Genomic DNA, 21,957 nt, shown 5'->3' with positions numbered 1-21,957 from the left:
CCGTGAGGCCCCACCTGCGCCGTCCGCGCGCCGTCACCACCCTGCTCGTGCTGGTCGCGCTGCTGGCCGGCTGCAGCGCCGACGGCTCGGCCGACACCGCGGTGCCGACCCAGTCCGGCGCGCCCGACGGCGGTCTCGACGGGGTCCGGGCGCCCTCCGACGCCGCCGGCGGGACCCTGCGGCTGGTGACCTCCCAGATCGACAGCCTCGACCCGCAGCGCTCCTACGTCCCCGCCGTGTGGAACCTGATGCGGCTCTACACCCGCACCCTGGTCACCTACAGCACCGAGCCCGGCCGCACCGACGAGCTGGTGCCCGACCTCGCCGTCGACCTCGGGACGACGCCCGACGGCGGCCGCACCTGGACCTTCACGCTCCGCCCGGGTGCCACCTTCGAGACCGGCCGCGCCATCACCAGCCGCGACGTGAAGTACGGCATCGAGCGGTCCTTCGCCGTCGACGTCGTCAGCGGCGGTCCGAACTTCGTGCTGGACCTGCTCGACCCCGACAGCCTCTACGCGGGGCCCTACCAGGACGAGTCGCCCGACCGGCTGGGCCTGACCACCATCGCCACCCCCGACGACGCGACCATCACCTTCACCCTGTCCCGCCCCGACCCCGACTTCCCCCACGTGCTGGCGCTGCCGTCGTCGAGTCCCGTCCCCGCCGAGAGCGACACCGGGGCGGCCTACCAGGACGACCCCGTGTCCTCCGGGCCGTACGCGATCACGTCGGTCGACCCGCTGACCGGCATCGTGCTCGACCGCAACCCTGCCTGGAGCCCGGACAGCGACCCGGTGCGCACGGCCCTGCCCGACCAGGTCGTGGTGCGCACCGGGCTCAGCGGGCTGGACCGGGACCAGGCGCTGCTGGCCGGCTCGGCCGACGCCGACCTGTCGGGCACCGGGGTCCAGCAGGCCACCCTCAGCCGGTTCGAGGACGACCCGGGCCTGACCGACCGGGTCGACGACACAACCGTGGGCTCGCTGCGGGTGCTGGCGCTGCCGACCACCGTGGGGCCGATGTCGAACCCGGACTGCCGAGCTGCGGTGGCCGCCGTCGTGGACCGCACCGGGGTGCAGGAGGCGTTGGCCGGGCCGGCCGACGCCTCGCGGCGCTCGGTGCTGTGGCCCAGCTCGCTGGGCGGTGGCCCGGAGGACCCCGACCCGGCGGCCGACCTCGAGGGCGCACGTCGCTCGCTGGCCGCTTGCGGGTCGCCCGACGGCTTCGCGGTGACGATGGCCGTGCCCGACGCACCCGCCAGCCTCGACGTGGCCGACGAGCTGGTCGCCCAGTTCGCCCAGGTGGGCATCGCGGTGACCGTGCAGGCCTCGGACCCGGCGACCTTCTACACCACCGGCATCGGCACCCCGGCCGCCATCGGGGCCGGGCAGTACGGCATGGTGCTGGCCACCTACACGGCGGCGCTGCCCACGCCCGCCTCCTTCCTGGTCCCGCTGGTCGACAGCCGGTCGATCTCCGCCGAGGCCGGCAACGCGAACTACGCGCTGCTCGCCGACCCGGCGGTGGACGCCGCCGTCGACGCGGCACAGGTCGCCACCGACCCGGCGGCCTGGGTCGCGGTGGCCGACGCGGCGCTGGCCACCCACGCCTACGTGCCCCTGGTGGAGAACCGCGCGCAGCTGCTGGCCGGCCAGCGGCTGCGCAACGGCGTCGTGATGCTGCCCTACAACGGCTACGACGTGGCCACCGCCGGTGTCGGTGGTGGCTGAGCGGCGTCCCGTACGCTGGTCGGTCGGCTGCCCGCTCGAAGTGGAGAACCCGTGATCGAGATCGTCCTGAACGTCCTGCTGGTGCTCACCAGCCTGCTGCTGATCGTGCTGATCCTCCTGCACCGCGGCAAGGGCGGCGGCCTCTCGTCCATGTTCGGCGGCGCCGCGTCGTCGTCGCTGTCCGGGTCGTCGGTGGTGGAGAAGAACCTGAACCGGCTGACCGTCTTCACCGCGGCCATCTGGACGGTGTGCATCGTCGCCCTGGGCATCCTGCTCAAGGTCTGAACGCGCACGACAAGGCGGTGCACCACCGGTCTGAGCAGCGCATTCGTCACCAGCACGACATCTGCGAGGGCCTAGGATCTCGCCACGGGGTCCGTTCAGGTACCTGAGGGTGGGAGCGCACGTGGCTGGTGGGAGCGCGATCCGGGGCAGCCGGGTCGGGGCAGGTCCGACGGGTGAGTCCGAGCGCGGGCAGGCGGCGCCGCGGGTGCGCGTCGCCTACTGGTGCGCCAACCGGCACGACACGCAGATCGCGTTCGCGCACGACGTGGAGGTGCCCGAGACCTGGGACTGCCCGCGGTGCGGTCTCCCGGCCGGGCAGGACGAGCAGAACCCGCCCCCGCCGCCGCGCACCGAGCCGTACAAGACGCACCTGGCCTACGTGCGCGAACGCCGCTCGGACGCCGACGGCGCGGCCCTCCTCGAGGAGGCCCTGCGCAAGCTGCGCGCCCGCCGCAGGGCCTGACCGCGGGAGCCCCCGTCACCGGTGGGGTGACGGGGGCGCCGGGCGCTCAGAGCTGACCGGCGGCGTCCGCGTCCAGCAGCCACCGGGTCGCCCGGCGGCCCACGGCGCCGGCGGCCGGCAGGGTCGCCGCGGTCTCCCCACCGGACAGCGCCCGGGCGACGGCCTCGGCCTTGGCCTCCCCGGACACGAGCAACCAGACCTCCTCGGCGGAGGTGATGGCCCCGAAACCGAGGCTGACCCGGGTCGGTGGGGGCTTGGGGCAGTCGCGCACGGCCACCACCGGGCGCTCGTCGGTGACCGCGGGGGAGTGCGGGAAGATGGAGGCCACGTGGCCCTCCCCGCCCACGCCCAGCAGGAGCACGTCGATGCGGGGCAGCGCGCCGCCCCCGGCGGCCCGCAGCTGCGCCGCGTAGGCGTCCGCGGCGTCCTCCGGCTCGTCGTACCCGGCATCCGACGCCGGGATGGCGTGCACCCGGTCGGCCGGGACGCCGACCACGTCGAGCAACGCCTCGCGGGCGCCCTTCTCGTTGCGGTCGTCGTCGACGGCGGGCACCCAGCGCTCATCGCCCCACCACACGTCGACCCGGCCCCAGTCCAGCTCGGGCCGGCCGGCCGACACCGCGGCGACCTCGCGCAGCACCGCGGTGCCGATGCCACCGCCGGTGAGCACCACCCCGGCCGCGCCGTGCTCGGCCTGGGCCGTCACCAGCTGGTCGACCAACCGCTGCGCGACGGCCCGGGCCAGCGACCCGGCGTCGGCCTCGACGTGGACCTCCGGCGCGCTCACGCCGCACCCTCGGGCTGGTCGTCGCCGCCGTCGTCGTCCCCGGTCGGCCCCGCGGTTCCGCCGGTGCCGCCGGTGCCGCCGGTGCCGGTGGCCGCGACCTCGTCGTCGTCCTCGGAGTCGTCCGGGACGTCGGGGGCCTGCTGCTCGGCGGGGGCCGGGCGCATCGGGTCGAACCAGACGTGCTCGCGCATCGCGGGCCGGTCGGCGAGGCCGGTGGTGCCGGTGGCCGCCTCGAGGGCCTCGCGGTAGGGCTCGTCGTTGTCCAGGCGCTTCATCTCCTCGCCGATGAGCTCGCCCAGCGACCGCTTGGGCAGGGCCACGACGGCGTCGGGCCGGTAGGGCTGGCTGATGACGGCGCCGCCCTTGCGGTCGTCGGTCAGCCGGACCTCCTCGTCCTGGTCCAGCCGGAGCACGACGGTGTCGATGCCCTTCGAGCCGGTGCTGCGCTGGCCGGCCTCGACCGTGATGGAGCACCCGCAGCGGGCACTGAGCCAGCCGGCGACCAACTGGGCCGTCGGGTTCTCGGGGTCCCCGACCACCTGGCCGCCCAGCACCTGGACGGCACCGCGCCGCCCGGCGACGGCGTCGAGGGTGGAGGCCAGCGTGGAGCGCCACGGGGTGCTGCGGGTCCAGGCCAGGTCCGTGTCCCCGGGGGCGAAGTCCTCGGCGCGGCGGCGCAGCGCCGCGACGGCGTCCTCGGCCATCAGGCTGTCGGTGATCCGGCGGTTGGCGACCACGCCGAGCGCGTCGGTCGCGATGCGGTCCGGCGGGGCGGAGAACCACCAGGTGACCACCGGTGCGTCGGCGGCCAGCAGCGGCAGCACCACGGACTCGGCGTGCAGCCCGAGGCGGCCGTACATGCGCATGACGACCGCCTCGCCGGGGCCCAGGCGCCCGCCGATCAGCACCTCGGCGTCCAGTCGGGGGGTGGGGGCCTCGACCTGGCGCCGGATGACCATCAGCAGCCGGCAGGGGTGCACCTCGGCCGCGGCGGCCGCGGCGGCCTCGGCCTCGGCGACGCGGTCCTCGTCGGCCACCACCACGAGGGTGAGCGCCACACCGCTCATCACGGCGCCGCCGGTGCGGCGCTGGGCGGCGAGCTCCTTGACGATCGCCGACCCGTTGGTGTCCCAGAGCGTGCTCATCGGGGGGTCTCCTCGGACATGCAGGTGGGGGCGGGGGTCACGGTCGGCGCCATGCCCGCCCCTCGGAGGCCAGCATCTCGTCGGCGGCCCGGGGACCCCACTCGCCGGCGCGGTAGGGGAAGGGGGTGGTGCTCGCCCAGTACTCCTCGAGCGGGTCGATGACCGCCCAGGACGCCTCCACCTCGGCGTTGCGGGGGAAGAGCGTCGCGTCGCCGAGCAGGACGTCGAGCAGCAGCCGTTCGTAGGCCTCGGGGGAGGCCTCGGTGAACTGCTCGCCGTACAGGAAGTCCATCGACACGTCGCGGACCTCCATGACGCTGCCCGGCACCTTCGACCCGAACTTGAGGGTGACCCCCTCGTCGGGCTGCACGCGGACGACGAGCTGGTTGTGGCCGAGCTCCTCGGTGTCGGTCGGCGCGAAGGGCAGGTGCGGTGCCTTGCGGAAGGAGAGCGCGATCTCGGTGACCCGGCGGGGCAGCCGCTTGCCGGTGCGCAGGTAGAACGGCACGCCGGCCCAGCGACGGGTCTCGACCCCCAGCCGGACGGCGGCGTAGGTCTCGGTGCGCGACTCCTCGCTGACGCCGTCCTCCTGCCGGTAGCCCTTGGCCCGCTGGCCGGCCAGCCAGCCCTGCTCGTACTGGCCGCGCACGGCGAAGCGCGCCATGTCGGTGGGGACGGACACCGCGCGCAGCACCTTGAGCTTCTCGGTGCGGATCTCCTCGGCGGAGAACTCGACCGGCTCCTCCATCGCGGTGAGCGCCAGCAGCTGGAGCAGGTGGTTCTGCAGCACGTCGCGGGCGGCCCCGGTGCGCTCGTAGAACTCCGCGCGGCCGCCGATGCCGACGTCCTCGGCCATGGTGATCTGCACGGAGTCGACGTGCGCGCCGTTCCAGACCGGCTCGAAGAGGGTGTTGGCGAACCGGAGCGCCAACAGGTTCTGCACCGTCTCCTTGCCCAGGTAGTGGTCGATGCGGAAGACGTCGTCGGCGTCGAACACGGAGTCGACCAGGCCGTTGAGCTCGCGGCTGGAGGGCAGGTCGGTGCCGAAGGGCTTCTCGACCACGACGCGGCGCCACCGGTCGGTGGTGCTCTCGGCCATGCCGGTGCGCTGCATCTGCTTGAGCACGACCGGGAACATGCTCGGCGGGATCGACAGGTAGAAGGCGGCGTTGCCGCCGATGCCGTGGCTGCCCTCGAGCTCGCCGAGGGTGCGGGCGAGCTCGTCGAAGGCGTCGTCGTCGTCGAAGGAGCCCTGGATGAAGCGGACCGAGTTCGACAGCCGCTCCCAGACCTCCTCGCGCCACGGGGTGCGGGCGTGCTGGCGCGCTGCCTCGCGGGAGAGCTCGGCGAAGTCGACGTCGTCCCAGTCGCGGCGGGCGAAACCCAGCAGCGCGAAGTTGGTGGGCAGCAGGCCGCGGTTGGCGAGGTCGTAGACCGCCGGCAGCAGCTTCTTGCGGGCCAGGTCGCCGGTGATGCCGAAGACGACGAGGGCGCAGGGCTCGGGGACCCGGGGCAACCGCCGGTCCCTCGGGTCGCGCAACGGGTTGGTGCTCATGGGTCCTTCCAGCGGATGGATGGAGGTGGGGCCGGTGCGGCGGTGCACCGGCCCCGTCCCTTACTGCTTGTCCTGGAGCTGTTCGGCGACCGAGGTGGAGAGTTCATCCCAGGCGTCGCTGAACTTCTGCACGCCCTCGGTCTCGAGCACGGCGAAGACGTCGTCGAGGTCGATGCCGGCGTCGCGGACCGACTGCATGACCTCCTCGGCGTCGGCGTAGGTCTCGGTGACCGGGCGGCCCACCTGCCCGTGGTCGGCGAAGGCGTCCATGGTCTTGCCGGGCATGGTGTTCACGGTGTCGGGTGCGGCCAGCTCGGACAGGTAGAGCGTGTCGCTGTAGTCGGGGTTCTTGACCCCGGTCGATGCCCACAGCGCCCGCTGCTTGCTCGCCCCACGGGCCTCGAGGGCCTTCCAGCGGTCGGAGGAGAAGACCTCCTCGTAGGCCTGGTAGGCCAGCTGGGCGTTGGCGACGCCGGCCTTGCCCTTGAGGGAGGCGTCCGCGCCGGCGGCGTCCAGGCGCTTGTCGATCTCGGTGTCCACGCGGGACACGAAGAACGACGCGACGCTCTCGATGCCCTCGAAGCCGGCCTCGGGGTCCTCGGCGCGCTTCTCCAACCCGGCGATGTAGGCCTCCATCACGGCCTTGTAGCGCTCGAGGCTGAAGATGAGGGTGACGTTGACGCTGATCCCGTTGGCGATCGACTCGGTGATGGCCGGCAGGCCCTCGACGGTCGCGGGGATCTTGATGAACAGGTTGGGCCGGTCGACCAGCCACCAGAGGTGCGCGGCCTCGGCGGCGGTGGCGTCGGTGTGGTGGGCCAGCCCGGGGGCGACCTCCAGGGAGACCCGGCCGTCGCGGCCGGTGCGCTGCGCGACCGGGGCGAGCAGGTCGCAGGCGTCGCGGACATCGGCGGCGGTGATGGTGCGCAGCGCCTCCTCGACGGTGACACCGCGGACGGCCATGGCGTGCAGCTGGTCGTCGTAGGAGTCCGAGCCGCTGATCGCGGCGGCGAAGATCGAGGGGTTGGTGGTCACGCCGACGACGGACTTCTCGTCGACGAGGCGCTGCAGGTCACCGCTGTGGATGAGGTCCCGGGACAGGTCGTCGAGCCAGACGCTGACGCCGGCCTCCGACAGCTTCGCGAGGTTCTCGTTCTGGGTCATGCCCGTTCCTCCTACTTCTCGCCGGTGCGGTCGTGGAGCTTGCCCACGACGTCGCCCCCGGACGCGGGGCCGGCGCCGTCGGCGGCGGCCTGAATGCTCTCGCGGGCAGCTGCGACGACGGCCTCGGCGGTGAGGCCGAACTCGTCGTACAGCTTCTGGAACGACGCGCTGGCGCCGTAGTGGTCGAGGGCCACGATGCGGCCGGCGTCGCCGACGAACTCACGCCACCCCATGGCGATGGCCGCCTCGATGCTGACCCGGGCCTTCACGCTCGGGGGCAGCACCTCGTCGCGGTAGGCCGGGCCCTGCTCGGCGAACCACTCCTGGCACGGGATCGAGACGACCCGGGTGGGCGTGCCGGCGGCCTCGAGCTGCTCGCGCGCGGCCACGGCGATCTGCACCTCGGAGCCGGTGCCCATGAGGATGACCTCGGGGGTGCCGCCGCTGGCCTCGGCCAGCACGTAGGCGCCCTTCGCGGTGCCCTCGGCCGAGCCGAGCTCCCCGCGGTCGAAGACCGGGAGGTTCTGCCGGGACAGCACGATGCCGGCCGGGCGGTCGCTGTGCTCGAGGATGGTGCGCCACGCGACGGCGGTCTCGTTGGCGTCGGCCGGCCGGACGACGTCCAGGCCGATGATCGCGCGGAGCGCCGCGAGGTGCTCGATCGGCTGGTGGGTCGGGCCGTCCTCGCCCAGACCGATGGAGTCGTGGGTCCACACGTAGGTGACCGGCAGCTGCATGAGCGCGGCCAGCCGGACGGCGGGGCGCATGTAGTCGGAGAACGTCAGGAACGTGCCGCCGTACACGCGGGTGCCGCCGTGCAGGGCGATGCCGTTCATGATCGAGCCCATGGCGTGCTCGCGGATGCCGAAGTGCAGGGTGCGGCCGTAGGGGCCGCCGCTCCACATCTTGGTCTGCCGGCTCGGGGGCAGGAAGGAGGGTTCGCCCTCGACCGAGGTGTTGTTGGACTCGGCCAGGTCGGCCGAGCCGCCCCACAGCTCGGGCAGCTCGGGGTAGATGGCGGCCAGCACGGCGCCCGAGGCCTTGCGGGTGGCCATGCCCTTGGGGTCGGCGTCGAAGGTGGGCAGTGCGTCGGCCCAGCCCTCGGGCAGGGTGCGGGTGCGCATGCGGTCGAACAGCGCGGCCTGGTCGGGGTTGGCCGACCGCCAGGCGTCGAAGCCGGACTGCCACTCGGTGCGGGCCGCCTGGCCGCGCCCGATGACCTCGCGGGTGTGCGCGATGACCTCGTCGGCGACCTGGAAGGTCTGGTCGGGGTCGAAGCCGAGGACCTCCTTCGTGGCCGCGACCTCGTCGTCGCCCAGCGCGGAGCCGTGGACGGCGCCGGTGTTCTGCTTGTTCGGCGACGGCCAGCCGATGATCGAGCGGCTCACGATGAGCGAGGGCCGGCTGGTCTCGGCCTTGGCGGCGGCCAGGGCGGCGTCGAGCGCGGCGAGGTCCTCGCTGTCGGCCACGTGCTGCACGTGCCAGCCGTAGGCCTCGTAGCGGGCGGCGACGTCCTCGGTGAAGGCGATCGTCGTGTCGTCCTCGATGGAGATCTTGTTGTCGTCGTAGACCACCACGAGGTTGCCCAGCTGCTGGGTGCCGGCCAGCGAGGAGGCCTCGCCGGAGATGCCCTCCTGCAGGTCGCCGTCGGAGGCGATGGCCCAGATGGTGTGGTCGAAGACGCTGTCGTCACCGGGCGCGGTCCCGGGGTCCCAGATGCCGCGCTCCCGGCGGGCGGCCATGGCCATGCCGACCGCGTTGCCGACGCCCTGGCCCAGCGGGCCGGTGGTGGTCTCGACGCCGGTGGTGTGGCCGACCTCGGGGTGGCCCGGGGTCTTCGAGCCCCAGGTGCGCAACGCCTTCAGGTCGTCGAGCTCGAGGCCGTAGCCGGAGAAGTAGAGCTGGGTGTACAGCGTGAGGGCGGTGTGGCCGGGGGAGAGCACGAAGCGGTCGCGGGCCACCCAGTTCGGGTCGGACGGGTCGTGCTTGATCCACTTCTGGAAGAGCAGGTAGGCCAGCGGGGCCAGGCTCATCGCGGTGCCGGGGTGGCCGTTGCCGACCTTCTGGACGGCGTCCATCGCCAGCACGCGGGCGGTGTCGATGGCCGTGCGGTCGAGCTCGGTGAAGCCCTCGGGCAGCGTCGGGTGCGGCTGCGCGGGCGAGCCGGTGGGGCTGTCCGTGGCGGCCTCGGCCGGCGCTTCGGACGGGGTGCTCTTGTCTGCCATCAGGCGGGTGCTCCCTTGCGGATCAGTCATGGGGTCGGGGCGGTGCCGGGGTTGCTGCCGGTCGTCGCCGTTGCCGACCTGGGCCCTACCCGCCGGGTGCGCACCCTCAACGTGGTCGAACCCTAGTGGTACAGCGCGTTCCTCACGGCGCGGCGGGTCTACAGTGGTGCGGACCCGTGCCCGCCCCGGTCTGAATGGTGTGGATCGACTCGTGACCGCGATCGCCGAACGGCCTGCCGTCGGCCACCGCACCCGGCCTCTGGCCCTGGTCGGCGCCTACGTCTCGCTGACCAAGCCCAAGCTGGTCGAGCTGCTGCTGGTCACCACCCTGCCGGCGATGATGCTGGCCGCCGGTGGCTGGCCCGGCACCGGCCTCGTCGTCGCCACCATGGTGGGCGGCATGCTCGCGGCGGGTGCGGCCAACACGATCAACTGCTGGTACGACCGCGACATCGACCGCATCATGTCGCGCACCCGCGACCGGCCGACGGTGACCGGGGTGATCGCCCCGCGGGCCGCCCTCACCTTCGGCGTCATGCTCGCGTGGATCTCGCTGGTCGTGCTCGGCGTGTTCACCACGCCGCTGGCCACCGCGTTGGCGGCCGTCGCCATGCTGGCGTACTCGGTCTTCTACACGATGGTGCTCAAGCGCCGCACCCACCACAACACGGTGTTCGGCGGCCTTCCGGGCGCCGCCCCGGTGCTCATCGGGTGGGCCGCGGTCACCGGCTCCCTGGCGTGGCCGGCCGTCGTGTTCTTCGGCATCGTCTTCTGCTGGCAGATGCCGCACTTCTGGGCCCTGGCCAGCCGCTACCGCTACGACTACTTCCGGGCCGGCGTCCCGATGCTGTCGGTCGTCGCGGGGCCGGTCAGCGTCGGCAAGCAGTCCGCCGCCTGGGCCTGGGCCACCCTGGCCGTCTCCGCGCTCATGGTCCCGGTGACCCCCCAGCTCGGCTGGATCGCCGGCGTCCCCCTCCTGGCGCTGGGCATCTGGTACGTCGCCGAGTCGCACGCCTGGCTGGGGCGCATCCGCGGCGGCGGCGCCGACCGGCCGATGAAGCTGTTCTCGGTGTCCATCACCTACATGACCCTGCTGAGCATCGCGCTGGTCCTCGACGTCCTGTTCTGAGGTCACCGCGCCTCGTGACCGGCGCTCCGGGCTGGGCGCCGGCGCGTCCCGGCCTCCGGTTGCGGGGTTCTGGCCCTCCGGGACGGCCCGCAGGGGACGGGAACCCCGCCGGGGGCACGGCGGGTGGTCGCGCCCCGGCCGGTACCCCGCCCTCCCGCGCGGGCGTGGGGCGGGTGCGTGTGGAAGCGGGCGACCGACCCGTCGGTGACCGCGTGCACGCGCGGCCAGTGGCCAGTGCGCGAGCACGCGGTTCGCGTGCGGGGGGAGGCGCGCCCGGGAACGCAGCGGCGCCGGACGTGCGCCGCTGCGCGGGGTCAGCGGGTGCTGGCGAGGGCCTCGGCGGGGGGCTGCGCCGCGGCCTCGGTGCGCGGCCCGCGGACCGACCAGCACAGCCGCGCCGTGAACGCGGTGATGAGCACGGCGCCGGCCATGTGCAGCAGCACCAGCACCACGGGCAGGCCGGTGAAGTACTGCACGTAGCCGACCACGCCCTGCGCCAGCTCGACGACCAGCAGGTCGCGGGCGGCCCGGCGGACCCGGCCGGGGGAGTCGGTGGCGTGCAGGGCCACCAGCAGCGCGACGGTCAGCCCGATCAGCAGGAAGACGACGTCGGCGTGCAGCTGGCTGACCAGCTCGGGGTCCAGCCCGGTGCGCCCCGCCTCGGGGTCACCGCTGTGCGGGCCCGAGCCGGTCACGACGGTGCCGAACACCTGGACGGCGGCGACGGTCACGGCGATCCCGGTGACCAGCAGCGCGATGGGCCGGCGCACGAGCAGGCCGCCCACCCCGGGCTCGCGCGAGCGGAGCCACAGCGTGGTGGCGATCGCCACCAGCACCATCGACACCAGGAAGTGCGCGGCGACCGTCCACGGGTTGAGCCCGGTGAGCACGGTCACCCCGCCCAGCAGCGCCTGCGCCGGGATGCCGAGGAAGCTGCCGACGGCCCACTTCCGCAGCTCGCGGCGGGTCGACCGCCACACGACCACCACCGTGGCGATGGCGACGACGGCCAGCACGAAGGTCAGCAGCCGGTTGCCGAACTCGATCAACCCGTGGCCGGCCAGCTCGGCGGTCGGGGTGATCGACCCGTCGGTGCACTCGGGCCAGGTGGGGCAGCCCAGCCCGCTGCCGGTCAGCCGGACCGCACCGCCGGTCACGACGATGAGGCCGTTGGCGACGGCGTTGGCGAGGGCGACGCGGCGGACGACGACGGGGGAGACCGGCACGCCACCCAGGGTAGGTGGCTGCGTGTTCGCCCTGGGCGCACACGGGAAGGACAGGGGTGGCGGGCGCGCTGCACACCACAGCGCAGGGCCCCGGACAGCGACGGCTGACGGCTCCCACCCCCGCGGCGCACGACCCCGGTCGAGACCCGGCCACCGGGTCGGCGCAGGCCGACAACCCTGGAGCGCACTCCGTGACCTCTCCCTTCGACGACTTCTCCTCCTCCTTCTTCGGCAACCGCCGAGGCATGCAGCGGGTCGACCTGACCCAGCTGCTGTCCGACCACGCCCGCGAGACCCTGGTCGCCGCCGCCCAGCAGGCGGCGGGCTGGGGCAGCCGGGACCTCGACGCCCCGCACCTGCTGTGGGCGCTGGCCGGCCAGGAGCCCACCCGCACCCTGCTGGCCCGCGCCGGTGCCGACCCCGACCAGCTGCGCACCGGCCTGGAGGGCTCGCTGCGGGTCGGGGAGCCCTCCGACGGGCCCGTCGTCCTCACCCCCGCGGCCAAGCGCGCGCTGCTCGACGCCCACCAGGTGTCCCGGGCCAGCGGGTCCACCTACATCGGCCCCGAGCACCTGCTCTTCGCGTTGGCGCTCAACGCCGACTCCGTCGCGGGTCGGCAGCTGACCGGCGCGCAGGTGACACCGGAGTCCCTGCAGCGCGCGGCCAGCGGCGCCCCGGCCGAGCAGGCGGCCTCGGACACCCCGACGCTGGACCAGTACGGCCGCGACCTCACCGCGCTGGCCCGCGACGGCAGGATCGACCCGGTCATCGGCCGGGCCGACGAGATCGAGCAGACCATCGAGGTGCTGTCCCGCCGCACCAAGAACAACCCCGTGCTCATCGGCGAGGCCGGCGTCGGCAAGACCGCCGTCGTGGAGGGCATCGCCGCCCAGATCGTGGCCGGCGACGTCCCCGACGTGCTCCGCGGCCGCCGGCTCGTCGAGCTCGACCTCACCGGCCTGGTCGCCGGCACCCGCTACCGCGGCGACTTCGAGGAGCGGCTCGGCAAGGTCCTGGACGAGATCCGGGCGCACTCCGACTCGGTCCTGGTCTTCGTCGACGAGCTGCACACCGTGGTGAACGCCGGCGGGTCGGAGGGCTCGGCCGGTGCGGGCAACATCCTCAAGCCGGCGCTGGCCCGCGGGGAGCTGCACGTCATCGGCGCCACCACGCTGGACGAGTACCGCACCAGCATCGAGAAGGACCCCGCCCTGGAGCGCCGGTTCCAGCCCATCCTGGTGGGCGAGCCCAGCGTGTCCGACACCGTGGAGATCCTGCGCGGCCTGCGCGACCGGTACGAGGCCCACCACCAGGTGCGGTTCACCGACGAGGCGCTGGTCGCCGCGGCGGAGCTGTCCGACCGCTACGTCGCCGACCGGCACCTGCCCGACAAGGCCATCGACCTGGTCGACCAGGCCGGCGCCCGGGTGCGGCTGCGGGTGCGCCGTCCGACCACCGACCTGCGGTCGCTGGAGCAGGAGGTCGAGCGGCTGGGCCGGGAGAAGGACCAGGCCGTGGCCGCCGAGCAGTACGAGCGCGCCTCCGGCCTGCGCGACGAGCTGGCCGCCGCGCAGCAGCGGTTGACCACGGCCCGCTCCGGCGGCGAGTCCGGCGTCCCCGAGGTCGGCGTCGCCGAGGTCGCCGAGGTGGTCTCCCGGTCCACGGGCATCCCGGTGGCCCAGCTGACCGAGGAGGAGCGGGACCGGCTGCTGCGGCTGGAGGAGGTGCTGCACGCCCGCGTCGTCGGCCAGGACGAGGCCGTCGACGTCGTCGCGGAGGCGGTGCGCCGGTCGCGCGCCGGGCTGGGCGACCCGGACCGGCCGATCGGCAGCTTCCTGTTCCTCGGCCCGACCGGCGTCGGCAAGACCGAGCTGGCCCGGGCGCTCGCCGAGGCCCTGTTCGGCGACCAGGAGAAGATGGTCCGGCTGGACATGGGCGAGTTCTCCGAGCGGCACACCGTCAGCCGGCTGGTCGGCTCGCCCCCCGGGTACGTGGGCTACGAGGACGCCGGCCAGCTCACCGAGGCGGTGCGTCGCAACCCCTACTCGGTGGTGCTGCTCGACGAGGTCGAGAAGGCGCACCCGGACGTGTTCAACACGCTGCTGCAGCTGCTGGACGACGGTCGCCTGACCGACTCGCAGGGCCGCACGGTCTCCTTCACCAACACCGTCGTGGTGATGACCTCCAACCTGGGTTCGGAGGCCATCGTCAACGCCGCGCACGGCCCGCTGGGCTTCACCTCGGGCGCCGACGACGGCGGTCGCGACGTCCGGGACGCCGTCCTGCGCCGGCTGCGGGAGGCCTTCCGGCCGGAGTTCCTGAACCGGGTCGACGAGATCGTGGTCTTCCGGCAGCTGGAGGCCGCCCAGCTGGCCCGCATCACCGACCTGCTGCTGGACGAGACCCGTCGTCGGCTGGCCGCCCAGGACATCGAGGTCGCGTTCGACGAGGAGGCGGTGGCCTGGCTCGCCGAGCGGGGCCACGAGCCGGCCTACGGGGCGCGTCCGTTGCGTCGCGCCATCCAGCGCCAGGTGGACAACCCGGTCTCCCGCATGGTGCTGGCCGGTGAGCTGCACCGCGGTCAGCGGTTGCGGGTGGGGGTCGTCGACGGGGCGCTGGACTTCGCGGTCGACCACCCGGCGGCCGTCTGACCTGGCACGGGGTGCCACGGGGGGTGCCGGCGGCGGCCGGCACCCCCCGTGGGCTGGGCGTTCGGGTTAGGTCGTCCTTGCTTGCGACGTCCGGGAAATAGCGCACACTCGTGTTGTGGAATCCAACGCGGTGTCGTCCGCCCGGCCGTCGGCGACCCCCGACGACGGGCGCACGCGGGACCGTGTCACCGGCCTGCTGCTCGAGCACGGCGCCCAGACCGCCACCGAGCTCGCCGGCCGCCTGGGCGTCTCCCCGGCCGCCGTCCGCCGGCACCTGGACTCCCTCGTCGCCGAGGGCCGCGCCGCCGAGCGGGCCCTGCCCGGCTCGGTTCGCGGCCGGGGCCGCCCGGCCCGGCACTTCGTGCTCACCGACGCCGGCCGCGCGGGCTTCCCGCACGCCTACGACGACCTGGCCCTCACCGCGCTGCGGTTCGTCGCCGCGCACGGCGGCGCCGACGCCGTCCGCGACGTCGCCGAGCAGCAGCTGGCCGGGCTGGAGGAGCGCTGCTCCACCGCCGTCGCGCGGGCCGCCACCACCTCGAGCGCCCCCGTCGACCGGGCGCAGGTGCTCGCCGAGGCGCTGACGGCCGAGGGCTACGCTGCCTCGGCCTCGGCGATCTCCAGCGGCGGGCAGCTGTGCCAGCACCACTGCCCGGTGGCGCACGTCGCGGCCGAGTTCCCGCAGCTGTGCGAGGCCGAGACCGCGGTGATCGGCCGGCTGGTCGGCACGCACGTGCAGCGGCTGGCCACCATCGCCCACGGCGACGGCATCTGCACCACCCACATCCCCGGGAACACCAGCCGGGGCCCACGCCCTTCACCCATCGAGCGGGCGGCGCCAGCACGGCACGGCGCACGCCCCGCACCGAGCCCCACCCCCCAGTCAGCCCGGGAGAGGACGCCCGCATGACCACCACCCAGCAGCCCACCACGCCGCTGACCCAGGACGAGCAGATCGACCAGCTCGGCCGCTACCAGTACGGCTGGGCCGACGCCGACACCGCCGGCGCCTCGGCCAAGCGCGGGCTGAACGAGGACGTCGTCCGCGACATCTCCGCGCGCAAGAACGAGCCCGAGTGGATGCTCGAGCGTCGGCTGAAGGCGCTCAAGCTCTTCGGCAAGAAGCCCATGCCCGACTGGGGCTCGGACCTCTCCGGCATCGACTTCCAGAACATCAAGTACTTCGTGCGCTCCACCGAGGCCCAGGCGGCCAGCTGGGACGAGCTGCCCGAGGACATCAAGAACACCTACGACAAGCTGGGCATCCCCGAGGCCGAGAAGCAGCGGCTGATCGCCGGGGTGGCCGCGCAGTACGAGTCCGAGGTCGTCTACCACAAGATCCGCGAGGACCTCGAGGAGCAGGGCGTCCTGTTCCTGGACACCGACACCGCGCTGCGCGAGCACGAGGACCTCTTCCGCGAGTACTTCGGCTCGGTCATCCCGTCCGGCGACAACAAGTTCGCCGCGCTGAACACGGCCGTGTGGTCGGGTGGCTCCTTCATCTACGTGCCGCCGGGCGTGCACGTCGAGATCCCGCTGCAGGCCTACTTCCGGATCAACACCGAGAACATGGGTCAGTTCGAGCGCACCCTGATGGTCATCGACGAGGGCGCCTACGTGCACTACGTCGAGGGCTGCACCGCCCCGATCTACAAGAGCGACTCGCTGCACTCGGCGGTCGTCGAGATCGTCGTGAAGAAGAACGCGCGCTGCCGGTACACGACCATCCAGAACTGGTCGAACAACGTCTACAACCTGGTCACCAAGCGGGCCGTGGCCCACGAGGGCGCGACCATGGAGTGGGTCGACGGCAACATCGGCTCCAAGGTGACGATGAAGTACCCGGCCGTCTGGATGACCGGCGAGCACGCCAAGGGCGAGGTCATGAGCATCGCCTTCGCCGGCGAGGGCCAGCACCAGGACGCCGGCGCCAAGATGGTGCACGCCGCCCCGCACACCTCCTCGACCATCGTGAGCAAGTCCGTCGCCCGGGGCGGTGGCCGCACCTCCTACCGCGGTCTCGTGCAGATCGACGAGGGCGCCCACGGGTCGAGGTCGACGGTGAAGTGCGACGCGCTGCTGGTCGACACCATCAGCCGCTCGGACACCTACCCCTACGTCGACGTCCGCGAGGACGACGTCGCCATGGGCCACGAGGCCACGGTCTCCCGGGTCAGCGAGGACCAGCTCTTCTACCTGATGAGCCGCGGTCTGTCCGAGGACGAGGCGATGGCGATGGTCGTGCGCGGCTTCGTCGAGCCGATCGCCCGCGAGCTGCCCATGGAGTACGCCCTCGAGCTGAACCGCCTGATCGAGCTGCAGATGGAAGGTGCCGTCGGCTGATGACCGACTCCAACACGACCCCGACCGAGCCGGCCACCGTCGCCGGGCCGGCCGAGTCCGCCGCGCTGGCCAGCGAGCTTTTCGCCGACGGCGTCGGCGCGCAGGCCGGCCCGCCGACCACGCCCGCCGCGGGCACCGGCGGCCCGGCCGGTGCGCACAGCCACGGCGGGCCCGCGCCCACCGGGTCGCCGGCCGAGCGGTTCACCTCCACCGACCCCGACGACTTCCCGGTCGTCACCGGCCGCGAGGAGGAATGGCGCTTCACCCCCATGAAGCGGGTCCGCCCGCTGCTGGAGGGGGCGGCCTCCGACGCCCGGCTCTCGGTCGAGACCGACCTGCCCGACGGCGTCGAGCTCACCACCGTCGGCGCCGACGACCCCCTGCTCGCGGGCCTGCCCCAGCCGGTCGACCGCCTGGCGGCGCTCACCCGGGTCAACGCCGGCGGCGCCACCGTCGTGCGCGTCCCGGCCGAGGCCCAGCTCGACCGCCCGGTCACCCTGTCGCTGCGCGGCACGGGGGCCGACGACGTCGTGTGGGGCATGACCGTCGTCGAGGTCGGGGCGAACGCCGCGGCCACCGTCGTCCTCGACCACTCCGGCGAGGCCACCTACTCCGGCGGGGTGGCCGTGGTCGTCGGCGACGGCGCCCAGGTCGAGCTGGTCAGCGTGCAGGACTGGGCACCCGGCGCGGTGCACGGCGGGCAGTACGACGCCGTCGTCGGCCGCGACGCCACCTACACCCAGGTCGTGGTGACCCTGGGCGGTGACCTCGTGCGCCTGGTCAGCAACGTCGACTACACGAGCACCGGCGGCACCGCCGACCTCTCCGGCGTGTACTTCGCCGACGAGACCCAGCACCAGGAGCACCGGCTCTGGGTCGACCACTCGACGCCCAACTGCGTCAGCAACGTCGTCTACAAGGGCGCGCTGCAGGGCGAGGAGGCGCACACGGTGTGGGTCGGCGACGTCCGCATCCGCCCGGCCGCCACCGGGACCGAGACCTACGAGCTCAACCGCAACCTGGTGCTCACCGACGGCGCCCGCGCCGACTCGGTGCCCAACCTCGAGATCGAGACCGGCGAGATCGTCAGCGCCGGCCACGCCAGCGCCACCGGGCGGTTCGACGACGAGCAGCTGTTCTACCTCTGCTCGCGCGGGATCGACGCCGAGACCGCTCGACGCCTCGTGGTGCGCGGGTTCTTCGCCGACGTGGTGGAGAAGATCGGTGTCCCGGCGCTGGCCGACCGGCTCATGGGCTCGATCGAGCAGCGCCTCGGTGCGCTGCCCGGCCTCGAGGAGCAGGAGCACCCCGAGTCGGAGCTGCAGCCGGCATGAGCTTCCAGCGGGCCTGCGCGCTGAGCGAGGTGGGCGAGGGCGAGGCCGTCCCGGTCGTCGTCGGCGGGGTCGAGCTCGTGCTCGCCCGGCACGACGGCGAGGTCTACGCCCTCACCGACCTGTGCTCGCACCAGGACTACCCGCTGAGCGACGGGGGCGAGGTCGAGATGGTCGACGGCGTCCCCACCATCGAGTGCACCTGGCACGGGTCGTGCTTCGACCTGCGCACGGGTGAGCCCACCAACCTGCCGGCCAACAAGCCGGTCACCACCCACCCGGTCCGCGTGGAGGGTGACGACGTCCTCGTCGACACCGCCGCGGCCGAGAACTGAGAGAGGCACCACCAGATGACCGAGAGCACCGGCAGCGTGCTGGAGATCCGCGACCTGCACGTCACCGTGGGCGAGGGCGCCGAGGCCAAGGAGATCCTCCGCGGCGTCGACCTCACCATCCGCAGCGGCGAGACCCACGCGATCATGGGGCCCAACGGCTCGGGCAAGTCGACGCTGGCCTACTCCATCGCCGGGCACCCCAAGTACACGATCACCGGCGGCACGGTCACCCTCGACGGCGAGGACGTGCTGGAGATGAGCGTCGACGAGCGCGCCCGCGCCGGCCTGTTCCTGGCCATGCAGTACCCGGTCGAGGTCCCCGGCGTCTCGGTGTCGAACTTCCTGCGCACCGCCAAGACCGCCGTCTCGGGCGAGGCCCCGAAGCTGCGCACCTGGGTCAAGGACGTGCGCACCGAGATGGAGGCCCTGGAGATGGACTCGGCCTTCGCCGAGCGCAACGTCAACGAGGGCTTCTCCGGCGGTGAGAAGAAGCGCCACGAGATCCTGCAGATGGGCCTGCTCAAGCCGAAGATCGCGATCCTGGACGAGACCGACTCGGGCCTGGACGTCGACGCCCTGCGCGTGGTCTCCGAGGGCGTCAACCGGGCCAAGGCCGGCAACGACGTCGGCGTCCTGCTCATCACGCACTACACCCGCATCCTGCGCTACATCGAGCCCGACTTCGTCCACGTCTTCGTGGCCGGCCGGGTCGTCGAGGAGGGCGGCAAGGAGCTGGCCGACAAGCTGGAGAACGAGGGCTACGCCGCGTACCTGAAGGGCACCGAGGCCGCATGACCGCGACCGCCTCGCGCTCCGGGACGGAGCGCGCACCGCTCCCGCTGGACGTCGAGGCGGTGCGGGCCGACTTCCCAATCCTGGGCCGCACGGTCCGGGACGGGAAGCGGCTGGTCTACCTCGACTCCGGCGCCACCTCGCAGAAGCCCCGCCAGGTGCTCGACGCCGAGCGCTGGTTCTACGAGAACGTCAACGCCGCCCCCCACCGCGGCGCGCACGCCCTCGCCGAGGAGGCCACCGAGGCCTACGAGGCGGCCCGGGCGACGATTGCCTCGTTCATCGGCGGGCAGCCCGATGAGGTCGTGCTCACCCGGAACTCCACCGAGTCGATCAACCTCGTCGCCTACGCGATGAGCAACGCCGCCACGGCCAAGGAGCCCGAGTTCCGCCGGTACGCGGTCGGGCAGGGCGACGAGGTCGTGGTGACCGAGATGGAGCACCACGCCAACCTCGTGCCCTGGCAGCAGCTGTGCGAGCGCACCGGGGCCACGCTCCGGTGGATCGGGCTGACCGACGACGGCCGGTTGGACCTCTCCGACCTGGACACGGTGGTCAACGAGCGCACCAAGCTGGTCACCGTCACCCAGCAGTCGAACATCCTCGGCACCATGCCCCCGCTGGAGCCGATCATCGCCCGTGCCCGCGAGGTCGGGGCGCTGGTGATGGTCGACGGCGCGCAGTCGGTGCCGCACCAGCCGGTCGACGTGTCCACCCTGGGCGCGGACTTCCTGGTGTTCTCCGGGCACAAGATGCTCGGGCCCACCGGCGTCGGCGTGCTGTGGGGTCGTTCGGAGGTGCTGGCGGCGCTGCCGCCCTTCCTCACCGGCGGCTCGATGATCGAGGTCGTGCGCATGGAGGGCAGCACCTTCGCCCCGCCGCCGCAGCGGTTCGAGGCCGGGGTGCCGATGACCGCGCAGGTGGTCGGCCTGGCCGCGGCCTGCGACTACCTCACCGGGCTGGGCATGGAGAACGTGCTGGCCCACGAGGAGGCGCTGACCGCCTACGCCCTGGCGCAGCTGCAGGCCATCCCCGGCGTCACGGTCATCGGCCCGGTCGACACGGTGGCCCGCGGTGGCGCGATCAGCTTCACGGTCGAGGGCATCCACCCGCACGACGTCGGCCAGGTGCTCGACGACCAGGGCATCGCCGTCCGGGTCGGGCACCACTGCGCGTGGCCGGTCGTGCGCCGGTACGGCGTGCCGGCCACCACCCGGGCCACGTTCTACGTGCACACCGGCTACGACGACGTCGACGCGCTGGTCGAGGGCGTGCGGCATGCCCAGCGCTTCTTCGGTGTTGACGTGCCTGAGGAGGCCCGATGAAGCTGCAGGACATGTACCAGGAGATCATCCTGGACCACTACCGCAACCCGCACGGCCGCGGTCTGCGCGAGCCGTTCGACGCCGAGGTGCACCACGTCAACCCCACGTGCGGGGACGAGGTGACCCTGCGGGTGAAGGTCGACGGCGACACGCTCACCGACGTCTCGTACGAGGGCATGGGCTGCTCGATCAGCCAGGCGTCGGTGTCGGCGATGTACGACCTGGTGGTCGAGAAGAGCGTGCAGGACGCCCTGGCCACCGGCGACGACTTCATGAAGCTCATGCAGGCCAAGGGCGACCAGGCGGTCGCCGACGAGCTCGAGGACACCCTGGAGGACGCCGTCGCGTTCGCCGGTGTGTCCAAGTACCCCGCGCGCATCAAGTGCGCGCTGATGAGCTGGATGGCCCTCAAGGACGCCAGCGCCCGAGCCTGGGGAGGACCCGCAGCATGACCGAGAGCACCCCGACCACCGAGGCCCCGGCGGCCCCGGCGGCTTCTGCCGCGCCCGTCATCAAGGCCGACCTCGAGGAGCTCGAGGAGGCCATGCGCGACGTCGTCGACCCCGAGCTGGGTGTCAACGTCGTCGACCTGGGCCTGGTCTACGGGCTGGACGTCGACGAGAACAACATCGCCGTCATCGACATGACCCTGACCTCGGCGGCCTGCCCGTTGACCGACGTCATCGAGGACCAGGCCCGCCAGGCGCTCACCGGCGGCCCCGGCCCCGGCCTGGTCGACGACATCCGGATCAACTGGGTCTGGATGCCGCCGTGGGGCCCGGACAAGATCACCGACGACGGCCGCGAGCAGCTCCGCGCGCTCGGCTTCCGGGTCTGAACGAGCTCCTCGACCGGCTGGTGCGGAGCGACGACCCGCCGGCTGACGGAAGCGTGACGGTACGGCCCGCGCCCCTCGGGGCGCGGGCCGTCGTCGTGGGCGGCACCGCTTGAACCTGGGTCGGCGCCGACGTCGACCCGGGGTGGGTGCAGGCGTGGATCGCCGCCGCCCCGGACCCGATCGCGGCGCCGCTGTCGGCGCGGTTCCTGACCGCCCTGGCCGACGAGACCGGGGTCGAACCGGGCGTGGTGGACGCCGTGCTGGTCGCACCCGCCGCCCCGGTGGCCCCGGCCATCCCGTTGCAGCCACTGCACCGACCCGGCCACCTGCGGGTGCAGCGGGCGCACCGGCACCGCACCGACGTGCAGGTGCTCGGCACCCCTGGCGGCGCCGCGGTGCTCTCGCTCGGCCGCGGGCTGTGCGGCCGGTGGGAGGTCAGCATCGAGGTCGACCCGGCCGCCCGGGGCCGCGGTCTCGGCACCGCGCTCGCCGCAGCCGCCCCGGCTCTGGTCGACGGGCCGCTGTGGGCCCAGGTGGCCCCGGCCAACACGGCCTCGATGCGCAGCTTCCTCGCTGCCGGCTACCGCGTGGTGTGCGCCGAGAGCCTCTTCGGCTCCTGACACCGGCCCC

General features: G+C 73.3%; 20 protein-coding genes. 14 read left to right on the top strand and 6 right to left on the bottom strand.

The features are described from left to right. Positions 1 to 2: 2 nt before the first annotated feature. The 3 genes from TEK04_RS06720 to TEK04_RS06710 all read left to right on the top strand — a co-directional run bounded on the left by TEK04_RS06720 (position 3) and on the right by TEK04_RS06710 (position 2,481). Positions 3 to 1,733 carry an ABC transporter substrate-binding protein gene (locus TEK04_RS06720; RefSeq protein ID WP_336403551.1) on the top strand — a complete coding sequence of 577 codons (1,731 nt, stop codon included), beginning with the start codon at positions 3 to 5 and terminating at the stop codon, positions 1,731 to 1,733. A gap of 51 nt (positions 1,734 to 1,784) precedes the next feature. After that, positions 1,785 to 2,018, top strand: a complete 234-nt coding sequence (gene secG, locus TEK04_RS06715; RefSeq protein ID WP_349257742.1) for a preprotein translocase subunit SecG — start codon at positions 1,785 to 1,787, stop codon at positions 2,016 to 2,018. A gap of 121 nt (positions 2,019 to 2,139) precedes the next feature. Then, positions 2,140 to 2,481, top strand: coding sequence for an RNA polymerase-binding protein RbpA (locus tag TEK04_RS06710; RefSeq protein WP_336403550.1), 342 nt, complete (start codon positions 2,140 to 2,142; stop codon positions 2,479 to 2,481). 46 nt (positions 2,482 to 2,527) lie between these two features. Here the strand turns inward: TEK04_RS06710 and pgl are convergent, their stop codons facing one another. Genes pgl through tkt form a run of 5 tightly spaced genes read right to left on the bottom strand, consistent with a single transcriptional unit; the run spans position 2,528 to position 9,357 of the window. Next, positions 2,528 to 3,268, bottom strand: coding sequence for a 6-phosphogluconolactonase (gene pgl, locus TEK04_RS06705; RefSeq protein ID WP_336403549.1), 741 nt, complete (start codon positions 3,266 to 3,268; stop codon positions 2,528 to 2,530). Next, positions 3,265 to 4,413, bottom strand: coding sequence for a glucose-6-phosphate dehydrogenase assembly protein OpcA (locus TEK04_RS06700; protein WP_336403548.1), 1,149 nt, complete (start codon positions 4,411 to 4,413; stop codon positions 3,265 to 3,267). Before TEK04_RS06700 ends, pgl begins: the two co-directional genes overlap by 4 nt. A gap of 37 nt (positions 4,414 to 4,450) precedes the next feature. Beyond that, on the bottom strand, positions 4,451 to 5,968 hold the full coding sequence (gene zwf, locus TEK04_RS06695; protein ID WP_336403547.1) for a glucose-6-phosphate dehydrogenase: 1,518 nt from the start codon (positions 5,966 to 5,968) through the stop codon (positions 4,451 to 4,453). A gap of 60 nt (positions 5,969 to 6,028) precedes the next feature. Then, entirely contained in the window at positions 6,029 to 7,132 is a 1,104-nt protein-coding gene (gene tal, locus TEK04_RS06690; protein WP_336403546.1) for a transaldolase, read from the bottom strand. An 11-nt stretch (positions 7,133 to 7,143) separates the two neighbouring features. After that, positions 7,144 to 9,357: a transketolase gene (gene tkt / locus TEK04_RS06685; RefSeq protein WP_336403545.1), complete on the bottom strand. Its 2,214-nt coding sequence runs from the start codon at positions 9,355 to 9,357 to the stop codon at positions 7,144 to 7,146. Positions 9,358 to 9,568: 211 nt separating this feature from the next. Between tkt and TEK04_RS06680 the strand changes: the two genes are divergently transcribed. After that, positions 9,569 to 10,486 carry a heme o synthase gene (locus tag TEK04_RS06680; RefSeq protein WP_336403544.1) on the top strand — a complete coding sequence of 306 codons (918 nt, stop codon included), beginning with the start codon at positions 9,569 to 9,571 and terminating at the stop codon, positions 10,484 to 10,486. Between the two features lie 314 nt (positions 10,487 to 10,800). Here the strand turns inward: TEK04_RS06680 and TEK04_RS06675 are convergent, their stop codons facing one another. Next, the gene (locus tag TEK04_RS06675; RefSeq protein ID WP_336403543.1) at positions 10,801 to 11,712 is read right to left on the bottom strand and encodes a COX15/CtaA family protein; all 912 of its coding nucleotides are present in this window, start codon (positions 11,710 to 11,712) and stop codon (positions 10,801 to 10,803) included. A 191-nt stretch (positions 11,713 to 11,903) separates the two neighbouring features. Here TEK04_RS06675 and TEK04_RS06670 point away from each other — a divergent pair, with 191 nt between their 5' ends. The 10 genes from TEK04_RS06670 to TEK04_RS06625 all read left to right on the top strand — a co-directional run bounded on the left by TEK04_RS06670 (position 11,904) and on the right by TEK04_RS06625 (position 21,947). Continuing rightward, positions 11,904 to 14,363, top strand: a complete 2,460-nt coding sequence (locus tag TEK04_RS06670; protein WP_336403542.1) for an ATP-dependent Clp protease ATP-binding subunit — start codon at positions 11,904 to 11,906, stop codon at positions 14,361 to 14,363. A 115-nt stretch (positions 14,364 to 14,478) separates the two neighbouring features. Further along, entirely contained in the window at positions 14,479 to 15,273 is a 795-nt protein-coding gene (locus TEK04_RS06665) for a helix-turn-helix transcriptional regulator (RefSeq protein WP_336403541.1), read from the top strand. Next, positions 15,270 to 16,706 (top strand): Fe-S cluster assembly protein SufB, encoded by a 1,437-nt coding sequence (gene sufB, locus TEK04_RS06660; RefSeq protein WP_336403540.1) that lies wholly within the window; start codon positions 15,270 to 15,272, stop codon positions 16,704 to 16,706. The genes TEK04_RS06665 and sufB overlap by 4 nt, the downstream gene beginning before the upstream one ends. Then, positions 16,706 to 18,040 carry a Fe-S cluster assembly protein SufD gene (gene sufD, locus TEK04_RS06655; protein WP_336403539.1) on the top strand — a complete coding sequence of 445 codons (1,335 nt, stop codon included), beginning with the start codon at positions 16,706 to 16,708 and terminating at the stop codon, positions 18,038 to 18,040. Before sufB ends, sufD begins: the two co-directional genes overlap by 1 nt. After that, positions 18,037 to 18,372, top strand: a complete 336-nt coding sequence (locus TEK04_RS06650) for a non-heme iron oxygenase ferredoxin subunit (RefSeq protein ID WP_336403538.1) — start codon at positions 18,037 to 18,039, stop codon at positions 18,370 to 18,372. The genes sufD and TEK04_RS06650 overlap by 4 nt, the downstream gene beginning before the upstream one ends. Positions 18,373 to 18,387: 15 nt before the next feature. Next, complete coding sequence (gene sufC, locus TEK04_RS06645; RefSeq protein ID WP_336403537.1) at positions 18,388 to 19,167, top strand: Fe-S cluster assembly ATPase SufC; 780 nt, start codon at positions 18,388 to 18,390, stop codon at positions 19,165 to 19,167. Beyond that, positions 19,164 to 20,489 carry a cysteine desulfurase gene (locus TEK04_RS06640; RefSeq protein WP_336403536.1) on the top strand — a complete coding sequence of 442 codons (1,326 nt, stop codon included), beginning with the start codon at positions 19,164 to 19,166 and terminating at the stop codon, positions 20,487 to 20,489. Before sufC ends, TEK04_RS06640 begins: the two co-directional genes overlap by 4 nt. Then, positions 20,486 to 20,941: a Fe-S cluster assembly sulfur transfer protein SufU gene (gene sufU / locus TEK04_RS06635; RefSeq protein WP_336403535.1), complete on the top strand. Its 456-nt coding sequence runs from the start codon at positions 20,486 to 20,488 to the stop codon at positions 20,939 to 20,941. Before TEK04_RS06640 ends, sufU begins: the two co-directional genes overlap by 4 nt. Continuing rightward, entirely contained in the window at positions 20,938 to 21,327 is a 390-nt protein-coding gene (locus TEK04_RS06630) for a metal-sulfur cluster assembly factor (protein WP_336403534.1), read from the top strand. The genes sufU and TEK04_RS06630 overlap by 4 nt, the downstream gene beginning before the upstream one ends. A 146-nt stretch (positions 21,328 to 21,473) precedes the next feature. Next, positions 21,474 to 21,947 carry a GNAT family N-acetyltransferase gene (locus TEK04_RS06625; protein WP_336403533.1) on the top strand — a complete coding sequence of 158 codons (474 nt, stop codon included), beginning with the start codon at positions 21,474 to 21,476 and terminating at the stop codon, positions 21,945 to 21,947. Positions 21,948 to 21,957 lie beyond the last annotated feature (10 nt).

The organism is Klenkia sesuvii (genome assembly GCF_037083825.1).
GTDB lineage: Bacteria > Actinomycetota > Actinomycetes > Mycobacteriales > Geodermatophilaceae > Klenkia > Klenkia sesuvii.
The sequence above is the reverse complement of the archived record's forward strand: the minus strand, read 5'-3'. Positions and strand labels throughout refer to the sequence as shown.

Excerpts from the sequence above, each read along its gene's own strand:
- TEK04_RS06700 (WP_336403548.1), bottom strand. The coding sequence starts at position 4,413 with ATGAGCACGCTCTGGGACACCAACGGGTCGGCGATCGTCAAGGAGCTC.
- zwf (WP_336403547.1), bottom strand. The coding sequence starts at position 5,968 with ATGAGCACCAACCCGTTGCGCGACCCGAGGGACCGGCGGTTGCCCCGG.
- tal (WP_336403546.1), bottom strand. The coding sequence starts at position 7,132 with ATGACCCAGAACGAGAACCTCGCGAAGCTGTCGGAGGCCGGCGTCAGC.
- tkt (WP_336403545.1), bottom strand. The coding sequence starts at position 9,357 with ATGGCAGACAAGAGCACCCCGTCCGAAGCGCCGGCCGAGGCCGCCACG.
- sufB (WP_336403540.1), top strand. The coding sequence starts at position 15,270 with ATGACCACCACCCAGCAGCCCACCACGCCGCTGACCCAGGACGAGCAG.
- sufD (WP_336403539.1), top strand. The coding sequence starts at position 16,706 with ATGACCGACTCCAACACGACCCCGACCGAGCCGGCCACCGTCGCCGGG.
- TEK04_RS06650 (WP_336403538.1), top strand. The coding sequence starts at position 18,037 with ATGAGCTTCCAGCGGGCCTGCGCGCTGAGCGAGGTGGGCGAGGGCGAG.
- sufC (WP_336403537.1), top strand. The coding sequence starts at position 18,388 with ATGACCGAGAGCACCGGCAGCGTGCTGGAGATCCGCGACCTGCACGTC.
- TEK04_RS06640 (WP_336403536.1), top strand. The coding sequence starts at position 19,164 with ATGACCGCGACCGCCTCGCGCTCCGGGACGGAGCGCGCACCGCTCCCG.
- sufU (WP_336403535.1), top strand. The coding sequence starts at position 20,486 with ATGAAGCTGCAGGACATGTACCAGGAGATCATCCTGGACCACTACCGC.
- TEK04_RS06630 (WP_336403534.1), top strand. The coding sequence starts at position 20,938 with ATGACCGAGAGCACCCCGACCACCGAGGCCCCGGCGGCCCCGGCGGCT.